This is a genomic window from Pseudomonas sp. KCJK9000, assembly GCF_046230725.1.
Lineage (GTDB): Bacteria > Pseudomonadota > Gammaproteobacteria > Pseudomonadales > Pseudomonadaceae > Aquipseudomonas > Aquipseudomonas promysalinigenes.
The window spans coordinates 48,658-63,416 of record NZ_JBJJLN010000002.1 but is presented as its reverse complement, the minus strand read 5'-3'; the positions used below and the strand labels follow the sequence as shown (position 1 = coordinate 63,416).

Sequence of the window (14,759 nt, the reverse complement as noted above, 5' to 3'; positions counted from 1 at the left end):
GAGGCTCTCATGGTCGAGAAGGCGCATCATCGGCCCAGCAGCTGAAAGAACTACAGGATCCCGCTTCTCATGACAGCCCTGCGCCCGACCAGGCTTTGGCCAGGCGCTGTTCCCGCGCCGCCGTGGCCAATCCCAGCACCCCTTGATCACGCTGCCACAGCTGAGCCCATTGCTGCGGCCCCGCCAGCAGTGCCTCATCGACCGCTGCGCGCAGCGCCTGGAACTGCGAGAACAAGCCCCCCAGCAAGAGGTGGCAAGCAACGCTGTCAGCGCATTGCCGGCTGCCCTCGGCGCACCCAGCCAACAGCCCAAGTAGGCGCAGACGCAAGTCCCGGGGCCAGTCGCACTCCTGTCCAACCCCATATAACCAAGCCGTCAACGCCGTCAGCACGTACAGATCTTCCAACGAGCGGAACGGTTTGACGTAGGCGTCCCAACCGTCCCCTGCCAATAATTCGCAGGACGCACCCTGCAAGTGCAGGCGTCCATGCCCTACCTCTGGCATCAACGGCAGGGTGGGCAATGCTTCCAACGTCACCCCGGCCTCACCCGGATACACCACCGCTAACTTCAGCTGCGGCGCGTCGCCCAACGCTTCGCTGCGCGCAGCCACCAACAGCCACTCTGCATCAAGGCCTGCGGTAACAAAGTCCTTGGTGCCGTCCAGGCGCAACCCGACCAGCCGGGTATGCATGTCCGCCGGGCGCACGCTGCGCTGTTCGGTGGCGCACAACGCACCAAGGCTGGCCGGCGCACTGGGCCAGAGCACCCTCAGCGCGGCCTGGTAACCGATCAGAAAGGCCAGGCCCGGGGTGGCCATGGCCCGCCCACCCAGCACCGCCAGTTCGAACGGGGCAACCGCGCCAAGGCGCTCGAGTTGCGCGGCGTAGGCCTCGGCAAGGGTGCCGGCCAATGGCTGGCGGTAAGGGTCGTTGAGTCGTTGCAACCAGGCCATCGGGCGCTCCTTCAAGAGGCTGTACGGGGCTGTCATGCAAGCATCACCAAAGCTTCACCGGGGTGACACCGCGCCTACCTAGGCTGACTGTGCACAACAAAGCCGACCGGCCGCAACCCTTCATGGCTGGCTTATGGAGACTCGCAATGACTCGGATCGCTCACCGTGGTGGCAACAGCACCGAACGCCGTCTGCAAGCCGAACGCCTGGTCGGGCCTGCAGCCCTTCAGGAGGCTCAAGCCCTGCGTTTCAGGGTGTTCAGCGCAGAGTTCAAGGCCAGACTCAAAGGCGCCGACCAGGGCCTGGACATGGATGACTACGATGAACACTGCCGGCACATCGGCGTACGCGACCTGAGCACCGGCCAGCTGGTGGCCACCACCCGCTTGCTCGATCACCAGGCGGCCAGCAGCCTGGGGCGCTTCTACAGTGAAGAAGAATTCAGCTTGCACGGTTTGCGTCAATTGCAGGGCCCGATCCTCGAACTGGGTCGCACCTGCGTCGCCCCGGACTACCGCAACGGCGGCACCATAGCCGTGCTCTGGGGCGAATTGGCCGAGGTGCTCAACGAAGGCCGCTACAGCTACCTGATGGGCTGCGCCAGCATCCCCATGCAAGACGGGGGTGTCCAGGCCCATGCGGTCATGCAACGGCTGCGCGAGCGTTATCTGTGCAACGAGCACCTGCGCGCCGAGCCAAAAAAACCACTGCCCAGCCTGGCGTTGCCGAGCAACGTCATTGCCGAAATGCCCCCGTTGCTCAAGGCCTACATGCGCCTGGGGGCCAAGATCTGTGGGGAGCCTTGCTGGGACCAGGACTTCCAGGTGGCGGACGTCTTCATTCTGCTCAAGCGCGACGAGCTGTGCCCGCGCTACGCCCGACACTTCAAGGCAGCCGTCTGATGGGTGCGGTGCGGGTACTGCTCCGCCTGTCCCGCCTGCTGCTGGTATTGTCGCTCGGCCTGCTCATGGCCATTGTCGTCGCGCTGGGGGACCGGTCAGGGCTCAAGGCGTCCCTCGGGCTGCGCCAGCGTTTGTCCTGCTGGTTCATGAAGCGTCTGGTCGGCGCTTTGCCGTTCCAGGTGCGGGTAATCGGTGAGCGGCCAAAACGGCCGATGCTCTGGGTCAGCAATCATGTGTCCTGGACCGACATTCCACTGCTAGGCATGCTGCTACCACTTTCGTTTCTGTCCAAGGCCGAAGTCCGCCAGTGGCCGGTAGCCGGCTGGCTGGCAGAAAAAGCCGGCACGCTGTTCATTCGCCGCGGTGGCGGCGACAGTCAGCGCCTGCGCCAACAGATCAGCGAACAATTGCGCCAGGCCCGGCCACTGCTGATTTTCCCAGAGGGCACTACCACCGATGGGTGCCAGCTGCGCACTTTCCACGGCCGGCTGCTGGCCGGTGCCATCGATCAGGGCGTGGCGGTGCAGCCAGTGGCCATTCAATACCTGCGCGATGGCAAGGCAGACCTGATAGCACCCTTCATTGGTGACGACGACCTGGTTTCGCACTTGATGCGCTTATTCGCCCAGCCGCGGGGGCAAGTGTGCATTCACCTGTTGACGCCGATCGACAGTGCCCAGAAGGAACGGGCGGCGCTGGCGTTTCAGGCGCAACAGGCGATTCACATGGCGTTGTTCGGCGTCGAACAGATGCCGGCAGTGCCTCGGCGTCAGGCACGTGCTGCCTGATTCAGGCAGTGGTGCCCTCAGATGCTGCACTGGCTTTGTGGGCGCTTGACCTGCGAAAAGGCCGGCGACGACACCACAAGCTCAACTGCCGGGCTGACCACCGGTCGCGGCGAACGCCTGCAGCTGAGGGTAGAACGCACGAAAATCCGCCAGCAGTGGCTCGTACAGGCGTTCCAGCTCATGCATCACCCCAGCCATCCCTTCAGGCCGCGACAGGCGCCGGGAAATACCCTTGAATACCTGCTCCAGCGTGGCAAAGTCGCCATAGGCACCCAGCCAATCATCTGCCGCCATCGAGGGGGCGATCCGCGCCAGCCGCCCTGGCAACTCAGGCTCAGCCAGCAACACCCGATAAAACGCTCCAGTGAACTGCGCCAGCGGCTGTTCAGCGTAATCCCCCCAGTGTCGGGCCAGGCAATGGTCGAAGAACACATCCAGCACGATGCCGGCAAAGCGCCGTCGCGATGAAGGAAAACGCGCCAGCGCAGCCAATACCAATGGGTGTTGGTCGGTGAAGCTATCAATGCGCCGGTGCAGCATGATCGCTGCCTCTAGCGCAGGCGGAAAACGCCCTTCGAGCGAGCCTTTGACGAAGTCGCCATACAGGCTGCCGAGCATTTGCTGCGGAGCAGAGCCGCCAAGGTGCAGATGTGCCAAGTAATTCATGCCGGCAGTTTAGCACCCTGATCCCGCATATCGTTATAACGCGATATAGCGATTTGCACTCAGCTCAGAACCTCTTCGTATTTGTATATCGCTAAATACCGATGTACGTTTCGTTGTATCGCGATATACCGCTACAGCACGAGCCTCACCCCATGCCACTTGATCTCGACGAAATCATAAAAGCGCTGGCCCATCCGGTCAGGCGAGAAATCCTAAGCTGGCTGAAAGACCCGGCTGCTCAATTTCCCGACCAGTACCACAGCACCGAAAACGGTGTTTGCGCCGGGCAGATCGACCAACGCTGCGGGCTCTCGCAGTCCACCGTGTCAGCCCACTTGGCCACCTTGCAACGGGCGGGTCTGATCACCAGCCAGAAGGTCGGTCAATGGCACTTTTTCAAACGCAACGAAGCCACCATCGAGGCATTTCTCGAACAACTGCGCCAAGCGCTTTGACAAGGCAGGTAACCGTTATGACAACGCTTTTCGATCCGATCCAACTGGGCGATGTGCAGTTGCCCAACCGCATCATCATGGCCCCATTGACTCGATGCCGGGCCGATGACGGCCGCGTTCCCAACGCCCTGATGGCCGAATACTATGTTCAACGCGCCAGCGCCGGGCTGATTCTCAGCGAAGCGACCTCGGTCACACCCATGGGCGTAGGTTATCCAGACACGCCGGGCATCTGGAACGATGAGCAGGTCCGTGGTTGGAACAATGTCACCTCGGCCGTCCATGGCGCAGGGGGGCGGATATTCCTGCAACTGTGGCACGTCGGCCGTATCTCTCACCCCAGCTACCTCAACGGCGAACTGCCAGTAGCACCCAGCGCGATCCAGGCCAAGGGCCACGTAAGCCTGGTGCGCCCACTTAGTGACTACCCCACCCCGCGCGCCCTGGAAACCGAAGAAATCGCCGATATCGTCGAGGCCTACCGCAGCGCGGCCGAGAATGCCAAGGCCGCCGGCTTCGACGGTGTGGAAATCCATGGCGCCAACGGCTACCTGCTTGACCAGTTCCTGCAAACCAGCACCAACCAGCGCACCGACCGTTACGGTGGCTCCTTGGAAAACCGCGCGAGGTTGTTGCTGGAAGTCACCGACGCAGCCATCGGTGTGTGGGGGGCTGGCCGCGTGGGCGTGCACCTGTCGCCACGCGCCGACGCCCATGACATGGGTGATGCCAACCGCGCCGAGACCTTCACCTATGTGGCACGTGAACTGGGCAAGCGCGGCATCGCTTTCATCTGCTCGCGGGAGAAGGAAGCCGACGACAGCATTGGCCCGCTGATCAAGGAAGCCTTCGGTGGCCCGTATATCGTCAACGAGCGCTTCGACAAGGCCAGCGCCAATGCCGCCCTGGCGGGGGGCAAAGCCGATGCGGTAGCGTTCGGTGTGCCATTTATCGCCAACCCGGACCTGCCGGCGCGGCTGGCAGCGGATGCGCCGTTGAACGAGGCGCATCCTGAGACTTTCTATGCAAAGGGCCCGGTGGGGTACATCGATTACCCACGCCTGTGACCCGGACATGGGCCGCTTGGCGGCCCATTCCAAGGTAAGCCCGCTGCAATCAACTTCAACGCCGAGCGTTGATCTGCTGCTGCAGGTTTTGAATCTGACTCTGCAGGGTATTGAGGTTGCGCGTGGTCTGCCCGCGGAATGCATCGAATTCCTGCACGGTCGCCCCATTCGAAGACGCTGAGCGGCTTTCCATCTGGGTCTTGAGCACCAGAACATCTTGCTCCAGGCTTTCCACTGCAGCTTTCTGGCTGCCCTGTTTCTTAAGCGCCGCCACTTCGTCGCTCAGACTCTTCAACTGGCCATCAAGCTTGCCGCCGTCCACCTGCCCCGACTTCAACGCCGCCAACTCGGCATTCACCGCCTTCAGTTGAGCTTGCAATTGGTTCTGAAGCTCAGTCACCGCCTTTTGCTGCTCGCGAGTATCGGCCAGAACCTGTTCCAGACGCTTGCCCAGGTCTCCTGCCTGCCCGGCCACACCTTGCTGTTGCTTGCCCTGCTCGGCCAGGCTGGCCTGCAACTGACGGATCTGCAGCTTCAAGGCCTCACTACCGCTGGTACTTGAAGATTCGCTGGCAGCGACCTTGCCGCTGATTGCCTGCAAGCGCCCGGCGGCCTCTTCGCTGATACGCGCAAAGCTCTCCTGGGTGGCCACCAACTGCTGCTCCATCAGCGAGATTTGCTGAAAACTCCACCAGCCCAGCCCGGCGAGGGCGATGAACGCTGCGATCAGCAACGCCCACAGCGCTCCGCTGCTGGCTGGCCGGGCTGCCTTCTGACGGCTGCGCGAAACATGCGCAGGCAGCAGTTCGTCGTCATCGGGGGTACCGGCACGCAAAGTGGGTACGTCATCGAAATCGTCGTGGGCATCGTTACGCATAGGTGGCTTCAACCGCGGTAGTAGCAAAGAGACATGAGTATAAACCGCTCAAGCGGCGCTCTGATGACCATCATCTACCGATCCGGTTCATTGCCCCAAGGGTTGATGCTTCCACCAGGCGCAGAATTCATCCAGCGCCGTCCACAGGCTGACGTTGGGTTGATAATCCAGATACTGCCGGGCGCGGCTGATATCCAGGGTGAAATCGCGGCTCATCACCTGCATGCCCAGGCGGGTCAACGTCGGCTGCGGGCGCCCTGGCCAGAGCAGGCAAGCCGCCTCGTTCAAAGCCGCCAGGCTATAGGCCAGCCCGTAGGCGCGATAGCGCGTCACCTGCGGCAACTGCATCTGGCGCATCACATAGTTGACCACGTCCCACAAAGGCAGCGGCTGCCCGTTGCTGATGTTGTACGCCTGGCCCAGGGCACGGTCTTGGGCGAAGAGCGCACTAAGCAACGCCTCGTTGAGGTTGTGCACGCTGGTAAAGTCGACTTTGTTCAGGCCATTGCCGATGATTGCCAGCCGGCCCTTGCGCTGCATCTGCATCAACCGCGGGAAAATGCTCGCATCACCTGCGCCGGTGACGAACCGTGGACGCAGCGCCAGCACTTCCAGGCCGAACTCCTGGGCACCGAATACTTTCTGCTCGGCGATGTGCTTGGTCTGTGCATAGTGATCATGGAACCGGCGCGGTACCTGGTCCTCGCGGATACCCTGGCGCGCCTTGCCATTGAAGTAGATCGATGGCGATGACAAGTGCACCAGCCGTCGAACATGTTCCTTGAGGCAGCCTTCGACGATGTTTTCCGTGACTGTCACATTGCCCTGGTAGAAGTCCTGGTAGCGCCCCCAGTTGCCCACCGCCCCCGCGCAATGCACCACCGCTTCGTCGCCCTGGCACAGCCGCCGCGCAAGCTCAGGGTCCGCCAAATCCCCAGGTATGAACTGCGCACCGCGCTTGACCAAGTGCTCCACGCCTTCGGCGCGCCGGCCGCTGACCCGCACAGCCAGGCCCTGCTCCAGGGCAAAGCGCGCAAAGCGCCCGCCGATGAAGCCGCTCGCCCCGGTGACCAGAATTTGCATGTATGACTCCGCCTTGATTTCAGATGCAACAGACGTCAGCCGCCGCTACAAGGGCACCAGCCAATGCTGTGCCGTTTGCCGCAGGTGTTCGGTCAGTTGCGCGAGCAATTGCCCGCCGTTGCGCCAATGATGCCAGTACAGCGGCACATCGATGGGGGTATCGCTGCAGATTTCTACCAACAGGCCATTGGCCAACTGCTCACGGGCCTGCAATTCAGGCACCAACCCCCAACCTAAGCCAGCCTCGGCCATGCGCAGAAAGCCTTCCGAAGAGGGGCACAGATGGTGCAGAAAACCGTCCTCTATTCCCAGCGACGCCAGGTAACGATGCTGCAGGAAATCGTCCGGCCCATAGACGATCGCCGGTGTACGAGCCAACCGCTGCGCCTTAAAGCCATGGGGGAAATAGCGTTGCATGAAGGCAGGGCTAGCCAGCGCCCGGTAACGCATGGCACCCAACGGCAGGCTGCGAGCGCCCGCCACTGGGCGCTCGCTGCCACACAAGCAGGCAGCCACCTCGCCGGCACGCATGCGCTTAAGGCCCACCTCCTGGTCTTCTACCACCAGGTCAGTGAGCAACTGATGCTCGGCGCAGAAAGCGCCAATCGCCCCAGACCACCACGTCGCCAGGCTGTCGGCGTTGAGGGCGATGCGTAAGCGCTCGGGCAACCCCTGCTCGTCCAACGCTGGCACCTGGCGCTGCAGGTCGCGCTCAAGCAAGCGCACCTGCTGAACGTGGTTGAGCAACTGCCGGCCCACTTCGGTCGGGCTAGGCGGGGTCGCGCGCACCAGTACCGGCTGGCCGACCCGCGCCTCGAGCAGTTTGATCCGTTGCGAAATGGCCGACTGCGACAAACCTAATACCTGTGCGGCGCGCTCGAAACCGCCTTGCTCGATCACCGCCGCCAGGGCGGCCAGCAGCTTATAGTCGAACATCGATTTTCCTAATGAGAGATCAGCTTTATTTGTTTTTCTTATACAGCGCTGCTCGCCACAATGGCCAGCATCTTCAATAGCAGTTCATAACTGGAGCACGCGCCATGTGGCAAAGCTATCTCAACGGCATGCTGGTGGCCTTCGGCCTGATCATGGCCATCGGTGCACAAAACGCCTTCGTGCTCGCTCAAAGCCTGCGCCGCGAGCACCACTTGCCCGTGGCCGCTCTGTGCATCGTTTGCGATGCCATCCTGGTGGCAGCCGGGGTGTTCGGCCTGGCCACGGTCCTGGCCCATAACCCTACCCTTCTGGCCATCGCCCGCTGGGGTGGTGCGGTGTTTCTGCTGTGGTATGGGGCCAAGGCATTGCGCAGCGCCTGCGCCAAGCAAAGCCTGCAGTACCAGGAGGGCCAGGGCATGCGCTCGCGCAAGGCGGTTTTGCTCAGTGCCCTGGCCGTTACCCTGCTCAACCCCCACGTCTACCTCGACACGGTACTGCTGATTGGCTCGCTCGGTGCCCAGCAGCCAGTGCCTGGGGCTTATGTGGCAGGTGCCGCCAGCGCCTCGATGGTGTGGTTCTCGAGCCTGGCCATCGGTGCGGCGTGGCTTGCCCCGTGGCTGGCACGGCCGGCCACGTGGCGCATGCTCGATTTGATGGTGGCGGTGATGATGTTTGCCGTGGCGGCTCAGTTGATCTTCAACTGAGCTGGGGATGGTCACAGGCGCCACAAACCCCGAGACGAGCACCACCGGTCGGCGGCGGCCAACCGCTCTGGAACCTCTATTCCCTATCTTTGTTGCGTGGTTATGCGCCGGGGCCGGTGCTATGATCCAGCCCTTGCGTCGCAAAGAGTAAAAACTCGCCGACGTATATCGGGCCGCCCGTGATCGGCCTTGCGCAAACCGCAAACAGACCTGAATCAGGAGATCCACCATGGCTTTTGAATTGCCGCCGCTGCCGTACGCCCACGATGCCCTGCAGCCGCACATCTCCAAGGAAACCCTGGAGTATCACCACGACAAGCACCACAACACCTATGTCGTGAACCTGAACAACCTGGTCCCAGGCACCGAATTCGAAGGCAAGTCCCTGGAAGAGATCGTCAAGGCCTCTTCGGGCGGCATCTTCAACAACGCCGCTCAAGTCTGGAACCACACCTTCTACTGGAACTGCCTGTCGCCAAACGGCGGCGGCCAGCCGACTGGCGCCCTGGCTGATGCCATCAACGCCGCATTCGGTTCCTTCGACAAGTTCAAGGAAGAGTTCACCAAGACTTCGGTCGGCACCTTCGGTTCCGGCTGGGGCTGGCTGGTCAAGAAAGCTGACGGTTCCCTGGCCCTGGCCAGCACCATCGGCGCTGGCTGCCCGCTGACCAGCGGTGACACCCCACTGCTGACCTGCGACGTCTGGGAACACGCCTACTACATCGACTATCGCAACCTGCGTCCTAAGTACGTCGAGGCTTTCTGGAACCTGGTCAACTGGGCATTCGTTGCCGAGCAGTTCGAAGGCAAGACCTTCAAGGCCTGAGTCCATCAGCCTTGAACGAGAAGCCCGGCCCAGTGCCGGGCTTTTTTGTGCCTGGCTGATGAACCTGGGGTCTTGCTCAGCGCGCACAGCACGCTAACATCAAACGTCAGGAATTTTGATCGCGCGCACTCAAGTTGCAGGATCGAGCAACCGATACACTAGCCAAGGTCGGCTGATAGTGTATTGCCAACGTTAATGGCAAAATGCCGCCATGCGCATGGATTAAGGAAACCCCATTGAAGCTGGAATTGCGGAACAGCTTGTCGGTCAAGTTGCTCAGGGTCGTGCTCCTTTCAGCGCTGGCCGTTGGCGTGGTCCTCAGTTGCGCGCAAATCGTCTATGACACCTACAAGATACGCCAAGCCGTCAACAACGACGCCCAACGTATCCTCGACATGTTCCGCGACCCTTCCACCCAGGCGGTGTACAGCCTCGACAGGGAAATGGGCATGCAAGTGATGGAAGGCCTGTTCCAGGACAAGTCGGTGCGCATGGCCTCGATCGGCCACCCCAACGAAACCATGCTGGCCGAGAAGTCTCGCCCCCTCCAGGACATGCCGATGCGCTGGCTGACCGACCTGATCCTCGGGCAGGAGCGCGCCTACACAACTCAGCTGGTCGGCCGAGGCCCCTACAGCGAGTACTACGGCGACCTGAGCATCACCCTCGATACCGCGGCTTATGGCGAACAGTTTCTCATCAACGCGGTGATCATCTTCATTTCCGGGGTACTGCGAGCCCTGGCGATGGGCTTGGTGCTTTATTTGGTCTATCACTGGCTGCTGACCAAACCGCTGTCCAAGATCATCGAGCACCTGACCCAGATCAACCCGGATCGCCCGAGCCAGCATCAGATACCGCTGCTCAAAGGGCACGAGAAGAACGAGCTGGGCATTTGGGTCAACACCGCCAACCAGCTGCTGGCCTCGATCGAACGCAACACCCATCTGCGCCATGAAGCCGAAAACAGCTTGCAGCGCATGGCCCAGTACGACTTTCTGACCGGGCTGCCCAACCGCCAACAATTGCAGGAGCAACTGGACAAGATCCTGGCCGATGCCGGCCGCCTGCAGCATCGGGTGGCGGTACTGTGCGTGGGTCTGGACGACTTCAAAGGTATCAACGAGCAGTTCAGCTACCAGGCTGGCGACCAGTTGCTGCTGGCACTGGCCGACCGCCTGCGGGCCCACAGTGGCCGGTTGGGCGCCCTGGCGCGCCTGGGTGGCGACCAGTTCGCCATGGTCCAGGCCAATATCGAACAGCCGTACGAGGCGGCAGAACTGGCCCAGAGTATCCTCGACGACCTGGAACAACCGTTCGGGCTGGACCTGCAGCAGATCCGCCTACGCGCCACCATCGGCATCACCTTGTTCCCCGAAGACGGTGACAGTACCGAAAAGCTGTTGCAGAAGGCCGAGCAGACCATGACCCTGGCCAAGGCCCGCTCGCGCAACCGCTATCAGTTCTATATCGCCAGTGTCGACAGCGAAATGCGCCGCCGCCGCGAACTGGAAAAGGACCTGCGCGAAGCCCTGCCACGCAACCAGCTGTACCTGGTTTACCAACCGCAGATCAGTTACCGCGACCAGCGCGTGGTCGGCGTAGAGGCTTTGCTGCGCTGGCAGCACCCGGAGCTTGGCATGGTCCCACCTGACCAGTTCATCCCGCTGGCCGAACAGAACGGCAGCATCATCGGTATTGGCGAATGGGTGCTCGACCAAGCCTGCCGGCAACTGCGCGAATGGCACGACATGGGCTTCAGCGAGCTGCGCATGGCCGTCAACCTGTCCACCGTGCAGTTGCACCACAATGAACTGCCGCGGGTGGTCAACAACCTACTGCAGGCCTACCGCCTGCCCCCTCGCAGTCTCGAGCTTGAGGTTACCGAAACTGGCTTGATGGAGGACATCAGCACCGCCGCCCAGCATCTGCTTAGCCTGCGACGCTCAGGGGCGCTGATCGCCATTGATGACTTCGGCACCGGCTACTCCTCGCTCAGCTATCTCAAATCGCTGCCGCTGGACAAGATCAAGATCGACAAAAGCTTCGTCCAGGACCTGCTCGATGACGATGACGACGCGACCATCGTTCGGGCCATCATCCAGTTGGGCAAGAGCTTAGGCATGCAAGTTATCGCCGAAGGTGTGGAAACCGCCGAGCAGGAAAGCTACATCATCGCCCAAGGCTGCCATGAAGGTCAGGGTTACCACTACAGCAAGCCGTTGACCGCGCGCGAGCTGACCAGCTATCTCAAACAGGCACAGCGCAATCAGGTTTCGGTGCTGTAACGCCTGCTTCGACCAAGGGCTCTGACTCGCATTTGCATGAATTGCGAGGCCACCCCTTTACAGCAAATGCAAATCTTTCGCATGATGTTGTCGTTTCGCGTGCCACGGCGCACGGCCCAACCCCATGGTCCAACCACACGACGCAGGAAACCCATAATGATTCGTATGCCTCTGGCCTCCGCCAGTCTGCTGGCCATTGCCATCGCTCTCGCAGGTTGCGGCGAAAGCAAGGATGACAAGGCCGCCGCTCCGCAAGCTCAGGCACCGGCTGCAGCCAGCACCACCGCTGCGGCGCCCGGGGCCGTCGACGAGGCGGCCGGCAAGGCCGTGGTCAAGCATTACACTGAAATGGTCTATGCCGTTTACAGCGACTCGCTGAGTACCGCCAAGACCCTGCAAGGCGCCGTGGATGCATTTCTGGCCACGCCCAGTGAAGAAACGCTAAAAGCCGCCAAAGACGCCTGGGCTGCCGCCCGCGTTCCATACCTGCAAAGCGAGGCATTCCGCTTCGGCAACACCATCATCGACGACTGGGAAGGACAGGTGAACGCCTGGCCTCTGGACGAAGGCCTGATCGACTACGTCGACCAGGGCTACGAACACGCCCTGGGTAACCCAGCCGGTAGTGCCAACATCATCGCCAACACCGAAATTCAAGTGGGCGAAGAGAAGGTCGACGTCAAGGACATCACCCCGCAGAAGCTGGCCAGCCTGAATGAGCTGGCAGGCTCGGAAGCCAACGTCGCCACCGGCTACCACGCCATCGAATTCCTGCTTTGGGGCCAAGACCTCAACGGCACCGGCCCTGGTGCCGGCAACCGTCCTTACACGGATTACCTGGAAGGCAATGGCGCCACTGGTGGGCACAACGACCGCCGTCGTGCCTACCTCAAGGCGGTGACCGACCTGCTGGTCAAGGACCTTGAAGAGATGGTCGGCAACTGGGCGCCGAACGTCGCCGACAACTACCGCGCCACCCTTGAAGCAGAGCCTGTGACCGATGGCTTGCGCAAGATGCTGTTCGGCATGGGCAGCCTGTCGCTGGGCGAACTGGCCGGCGAGCGCATGAAGGTTTCGTTGGAAGCCAACTCGCCTGAAGACGAGCAGGACTGCTTCAGCGACAACACCCACTACTCACACTTCTACGATGCCAAGGGTATCCGCAACGTCTACCTGGGCGAGTACACCCGGGTCGACGGCACCAAGATGACCGGCCCGAGCCTGTCTTCGCTGGTTGCAAAAGTGGACCCTGCGACCGACGCGACCCTCAAGGCTGACCTTCAGGCCACCGAAGCGAAAATCCAGGTGATGGTCGACCACGCCCTCAAAGGCGAGCACTACGACCAGCTGATCGCCGCCGACAACGCTGCCGGCAATCAGATCGTGCGCGATGCCATCGCTTCGCTGGTCAAGCAAACCGGCTCTATCGAGCAAGCTGCCAGCAAACTGGGCATTGCCAACCTGAACCCGGACACCGCCGATCACGACTTCTGATCAGCTCTGGCGTTGCTAACAGAGGCGGCCTTCGGGCCGCCTTTTTTATGTGCCCGCCTTATGGCAGCTCAAGCCCAGCGCTGCCGATCACCTCGGAGCATGCGCAGTGTGTGGACTCAAGGAAGCAAGTTCACCCGCGAGAGGGCCCACAGCGCTTGATGAAACATCGGTGTTTCACACTCTTTTCATCAGCCTAATTGCAAATTGCTCTTATTCAAACATCGCCGTCCTGCTAAGCTTGCACGCCGGTTTTTCGTCCACGTCCAGGATTGTGCATGTCCTCGCCGCTGTCCCGATTCGCCCTTTTGCTGTTGACCCTCGCCCTTGCCGCCTGTGATGACGCTGCGCGTTTTACCCAGGCCGAGCCCGGCGAAGCGCTGTCTGGCGGCCAGGCAACGGTATTGCGCAATGACCGCAACGCGTTCTCTCTACCATCGGCCAATCTCTCGGCCGAGCGGCGGCTGGATTTCGCAGTGGGCAACAGCTTCTTCCGCAACCCATGGGTGATCGCGCCGTCCACCACCACCGCGCGTGACGGCCTGGGCCCACTGTTCAACACCACGGCGTGCCAGAACTGCCACGTGCGCGATGGCCGTGGCCACCCGCCAGAGCCCGGCGACAGCAATGCCGTAGGCATGCTGGTGCGCCTGTCGATCCCCGACCAGCCTTATCTGGCCAAAGTGATCGAGCGCCTGGGCGTGGTTCCTGAACCGGTCTACGGCACACAGCTGCAGGACATGGCCATCCCAGGTGTGGCCCCAGAAGGCAAGGTCAGAGTGAGCTACAGCACCCAGACCGTGACCTTCAAGGACGGCCATACGGTGCAGTTGCGCCGCCCGAGCCTGGATATCACTCAGCTCGGCTACGGCCCGATGCACCCGGATACACGCTTCTCGGCACGCGTCGCGCCGCCGATGATCGGCCTGGGCCTGCTCGAAGCCATCCCGGAAGCGGCGATTCTGGCCAATGAGGACCCGGATGATCGCAACCATGACGGTATCCGCGGCCGCGCCAACCGGGTGTGGGACGACGCCCAAGGCAAGACTGTGGTGGGCCGTTTCGGCTGGAAGGCGGGGCAGCCGAATGTCAATCAGCAGAACGCGCACGCCTTCGTGGGCGACATGGGCCTGACCAGCACATTACAACCAAAGGACGACTGTACAGCGGCCCAGGTCGACTGCCTGGCCGCACCCAATGGCAATGGTGAGGGCGATGAGAAGGAAGTCAGCGACAATATCCTGCGCCTGGTCACCTTCTATACCCGTAATCTGGGCGTCCCAGCCCGTCGCGACGTTGACGCGCCACACGTACTGGCGGGCAAGAACTTATTCTTCCAGGCCGGTTGCCAGGCCTGCCACGTGCCGCAGTTCACCACCGCCGCCAATACCGCGCAAGCGGAACTGGCAAGCCAGGTGATCCGCCCCTATAGCGACCTGCTGCTGCACGACATGGGCCCAGGCCTGTCTGACGAACGTACCGAATTCAGCGCCAACGGCCAGGACTGGCGTACCCCGCCCTTATGGGGGATCGGCCTGACCGAAACAGTCAGTGGCCACACCCAGTTTCTGCACGACGGGCGCGCCCGCAATCTGCTCGAAGCCGTGCTCTGGCATGGCGGGGAAGCCCAGCGGGCGCGTGACCATGTGCTGACCTTCAATGCCGAGCAACGCGCCGCGTTGCTGGCCTTTCTGAACTCACTTTAATACGCGTAAGGAGCC

Annotated in this window: 14 protein-coding genes; 9 read left to right on the top strand and 5 right to left on the bottom strand. The window is 61.8% G+C overall.

All coding sequences use genetic code 11. The features are described 5' to 3' along the window. Positions 1-67: 67 nt before the first annotated feature. Positions 68-955: a hypothetical protein gene (locus ACK59H_RS01545; RefSeq protein ID WP_060478088.1), complete on the bottom strand. Its 888-nt coding sequence runs from the start codon at positions 953-955 to the stop codon at positions 68-70. Between the two features lie 146 nt (positions 956-1,101). On the opposite strand from ACK59H_RS01545, the gene olsB reads away from it, so the two are divergent. Together olsB and ACK59H_RS01535 are read left to right on the top strand one after the other, a co-directional pair. Then, positions 1,102-1,857: an L-ornithine N(alpha)-acyltransferase gene (gene olsB, locus ACK59H_RS01540; RefSeq protein WP_060478089.1), complete on the top strand. Its 756-nt coding sequence runs from the start codon at positions 1,102-1,104 to the stop codon at positions 1,855-1,857. Continuing rightward, complete coding sequence (locus ACK59H_RS01535) at positions 1,857-2,645, top strand: lysophospholipid acyltransferase family protein (protein WP_060478090.1); 789 nt, start codon at positions 1,857-1,859, stop codon at positions 2,643-2,645. Before olsB ends, ACK59H_RS01535 begins: the two co-directional genes overlap by 1 nt. An 81-nt stretch (positions 2,646-2,726) precedes the next feature. Here the strand turns inward: ACK59H_RS01535 and ACK59H_RS01530 are convergent, their stop codons facing one another. After that, complete coding sequence (locus tag ACK59H_RS01530; protein WP_060478091.1) at positions 2,727-3,311, bottom strand: ACP phosphodiesterase; 585 nt, start codon at positions 3,309-3,311, stop codon at positions 2,727-2,729. Positions 3,312-3,463: 152 nt separating this feature from the next. Between ACK59H_RS01530 and ACK59H_RS01525 the strand changes: the two genes are divergently transcribed. Next, positions 3,464-3,766: a helix-turn-helix transcriptional regulator gene (locus tag ACK59H_RS01525; RefSeq protein ID WP_060478092.1), complete on the top strand. Its 303-nt coding sequence runs from the start codon at positions 3,464-3,466 to the stop codon at positions 3,764-3,766. A gap of 17 nt (positions 3,767-3,783) precedes the next feature. After that, positions 3,784-4,833, top strand: coding sequence for an alkene reductase (locus ACK59H_RS01520; RefSeq protein ID WP_060478093.1), 1,050 nt, complete (start codon positions 3,784-3,786; stop codon positions 4,831-4,833). A gap of 55 nt (positions 4,834-4,888) precedes the next feature. Here ACK59H_RS01520 and ACK59H_RS01515 read toward each other — a convergent pair whose 3' ends face one another. The 3 genes from ACK59H_RS01515 to ACK59H_RS01505 form a co-directional block, all read right to left on the bottom strand. Then, entirely contained in the window at positions 4,889-5,710 is an 822-nt protein-coding gene (locus ACK59H_RS01515; RefSeq protein WP_060478094.1) for a hypothetical protein, read from the bottom strand. 87 nt (positions 5,711-5,797) lie between these two features. Then, entirely contained in the window at positions 5,798-6,793 is a 996-nt protein-coding gene (locus tag ACK59H_RS01510; RefSeq protein WP_409264188.1) for an NAD-dependent epimerase/dehydratase family protein, read from the bottom strand. A 45-nt stretch (positions 6,794-6,838) separates the two neighbouring features. Further along, positions 6,839-7,729, bottom strand: a complete 891-nt coding sequence (locus tag ACK59H_RS01505) for a LysR family transcriptional regulator ArgP (RefSeq protein ID WP_060478096.1) — start codon at positions 7,727-7,729, stop codon at positions 6,839-6,841. A 104-nt stretch (positions 7,730-7,833) separates the two neighbouring features. Here ACK59H_RS01505 and ACK59H_RS01500 point away from each other — a divergent pair, with 104 nt between their 5' ends. The 5 genes from ACK59H_RS01500 to ACK59H_RS01480 all read left to right on the top strand — a co-directional run bounded on the left by ACK59H_RS01500 (position 7,834) and on the right by ACK59H_RS01480 (position 14,744). Further along, complete coding sequence (locus tag ACK59H_RS01500; RefSeq protein ID WP_060478097.1) at positions 7,834-8,433, top strand: LysE/ArgO family amino acid transporter; 600 nt, start codon at positions 7,834-7,836, stop codon at positions 8,431-8,433. Positions 8,434-8,662: 229 nt separating this feature from the next. Beyond that, positions 8,663-9,259 carry a superoxide dismutase gene (locus tag ACK59H_RS01495; RefSeq protein WP_009686825.1) on the top strand — a complete coding sequence of 199 codons (597 nt, stop codon included), beginning with the start codon at positions 8,663-8,665 and terminating at the stop codon, positions 9,257-9,259. A 236-nt stretch (positions 9,260-9,495) separates the two neighbouring features. Continuing rightward, positions 9,496-11,547, top strand: coding sequence for a putative bifunctional diguanylate cyclase/phosphodiesterase (locus ACK59H_RS01490; RefSeq protein ID WP_409264187.1), 2,052 nt, complete (start codon positions 9,496-9,498; stop codon positions 11,545-11,547). Between the two features lie 156 nt (positions 11,548-11,703). Then, positions 11,704-13,041, top strand: coding sequence for an imelysin family protein (locus tag ACK59H_RS01485; RefSeq protein ID WP_060478098.1), 1,338 nt, complete (start codon positions 11,704-11,706; stop codon positions 13,039-13,041). Between the two features lie 275 nt (positions 13,042-13,316). Further along, positions 13,317-14,744: a di-heme oxidoredictase family protein gene (locus ACK59H_RS01480; RefSeq protein WP_409264186.1), complete on the top strand. Its 1,428-nt coding sequence runs from the start codon at positions 13,317-13,319 to the stop codon at positions 14,742-14,744. Positions 14,745-14,759: the final 15 nt, after the last annotated feature.

Coding starts and splice junctions, on each gene's coding strand:
- ACK59H_RS01545 (WP_060478088.1), bottom strand. CDS start 955: ATGGCCTGGTTGCAACGACTCAACGACCCTTACCGCCAGCCATTGGCC.
- olsB (WP_060478089.1), top strand. CDS start 1,102: ATGACTCGGATCGCTCACCGTGGTGGCAACAGCACCGAACGCCGTCTG.
- ACK59H_RS01535 (WP_060478090.1), top strand. CDS start 1,857: ATGGGTGCGGTGCGGGTACTGCTCCGCCTGTCCCGCCTGCTGCTGGTA.
- ACK59H_RS01530 (WP_060478091.1), bottom strand. CDS start 3,311: ATGAATTACTTGGCACATCTGCACCTTGGCGGCTCTGCTCCGCAGCAA.
- ACK59H_RS01525 (WP_060478092.1), top strand. CDS start 3,464: ATGCCACTTGATCTCGACGAAATCATAAAAGCGCTGGCCCATCCGGTC.
- ACK59H_RS01520 (WP_060478093.1), top strand. CDS start 3,784: ATGACAACGCTTTTCGATCCGATCCAACTGGGCGATGTGCAGTTGCCC.
- ACK59H_RS01515 (WP_060478094.1), bottom strand. CDS start 5,710: ATGCGTAACGATGCCCACGACGATTTCGATGACGTACCCACTTTGCGT.
- ACK59H_RS01510 (WP_409264188.1), bottom strand. CDS start 6,793: ATGCAAATTCTGGTCACCGGGGCGAGCGGCTTCATCGGCGGGCGCTTT.
- ACK59H_RS01505 (WP_060478096.1), bottom strand. CDS start 7,729: ATGTTCGACTATAAGCTGCTGGCCGCCCTGGCGGCGGTGATCGAGCAA.
- ACK59H_RS01500 (WP_060478097.1), top strand. CDS start 7,834: ATGTGGCAAAGCTATCTCAACGGCATGCTGGTGGCCTTCGGCCTGATC.
- ACK59H_RS01495 (WP_009686825.1), top strand. CDS start 8,663: ATGGCTTTTGAATTGCCGCCGCTGCCGTACGCCCACGATGCCCTGCAG.
- ACK59H_RS01485 (WP_060478098.1), top strand. CDS start 11,704: ATGATTCGTATGCCTCTGGCCTCCGCCAGTCTGCTGGCCATTGCCATC.
- ACK59H_RS01480 (WP_409264186.1), top strand. CDS start 13,317: ATGTCCTCGCCGCTGTCCCGATTCGCCCTTTTGCTGTTGACCCTCGCC.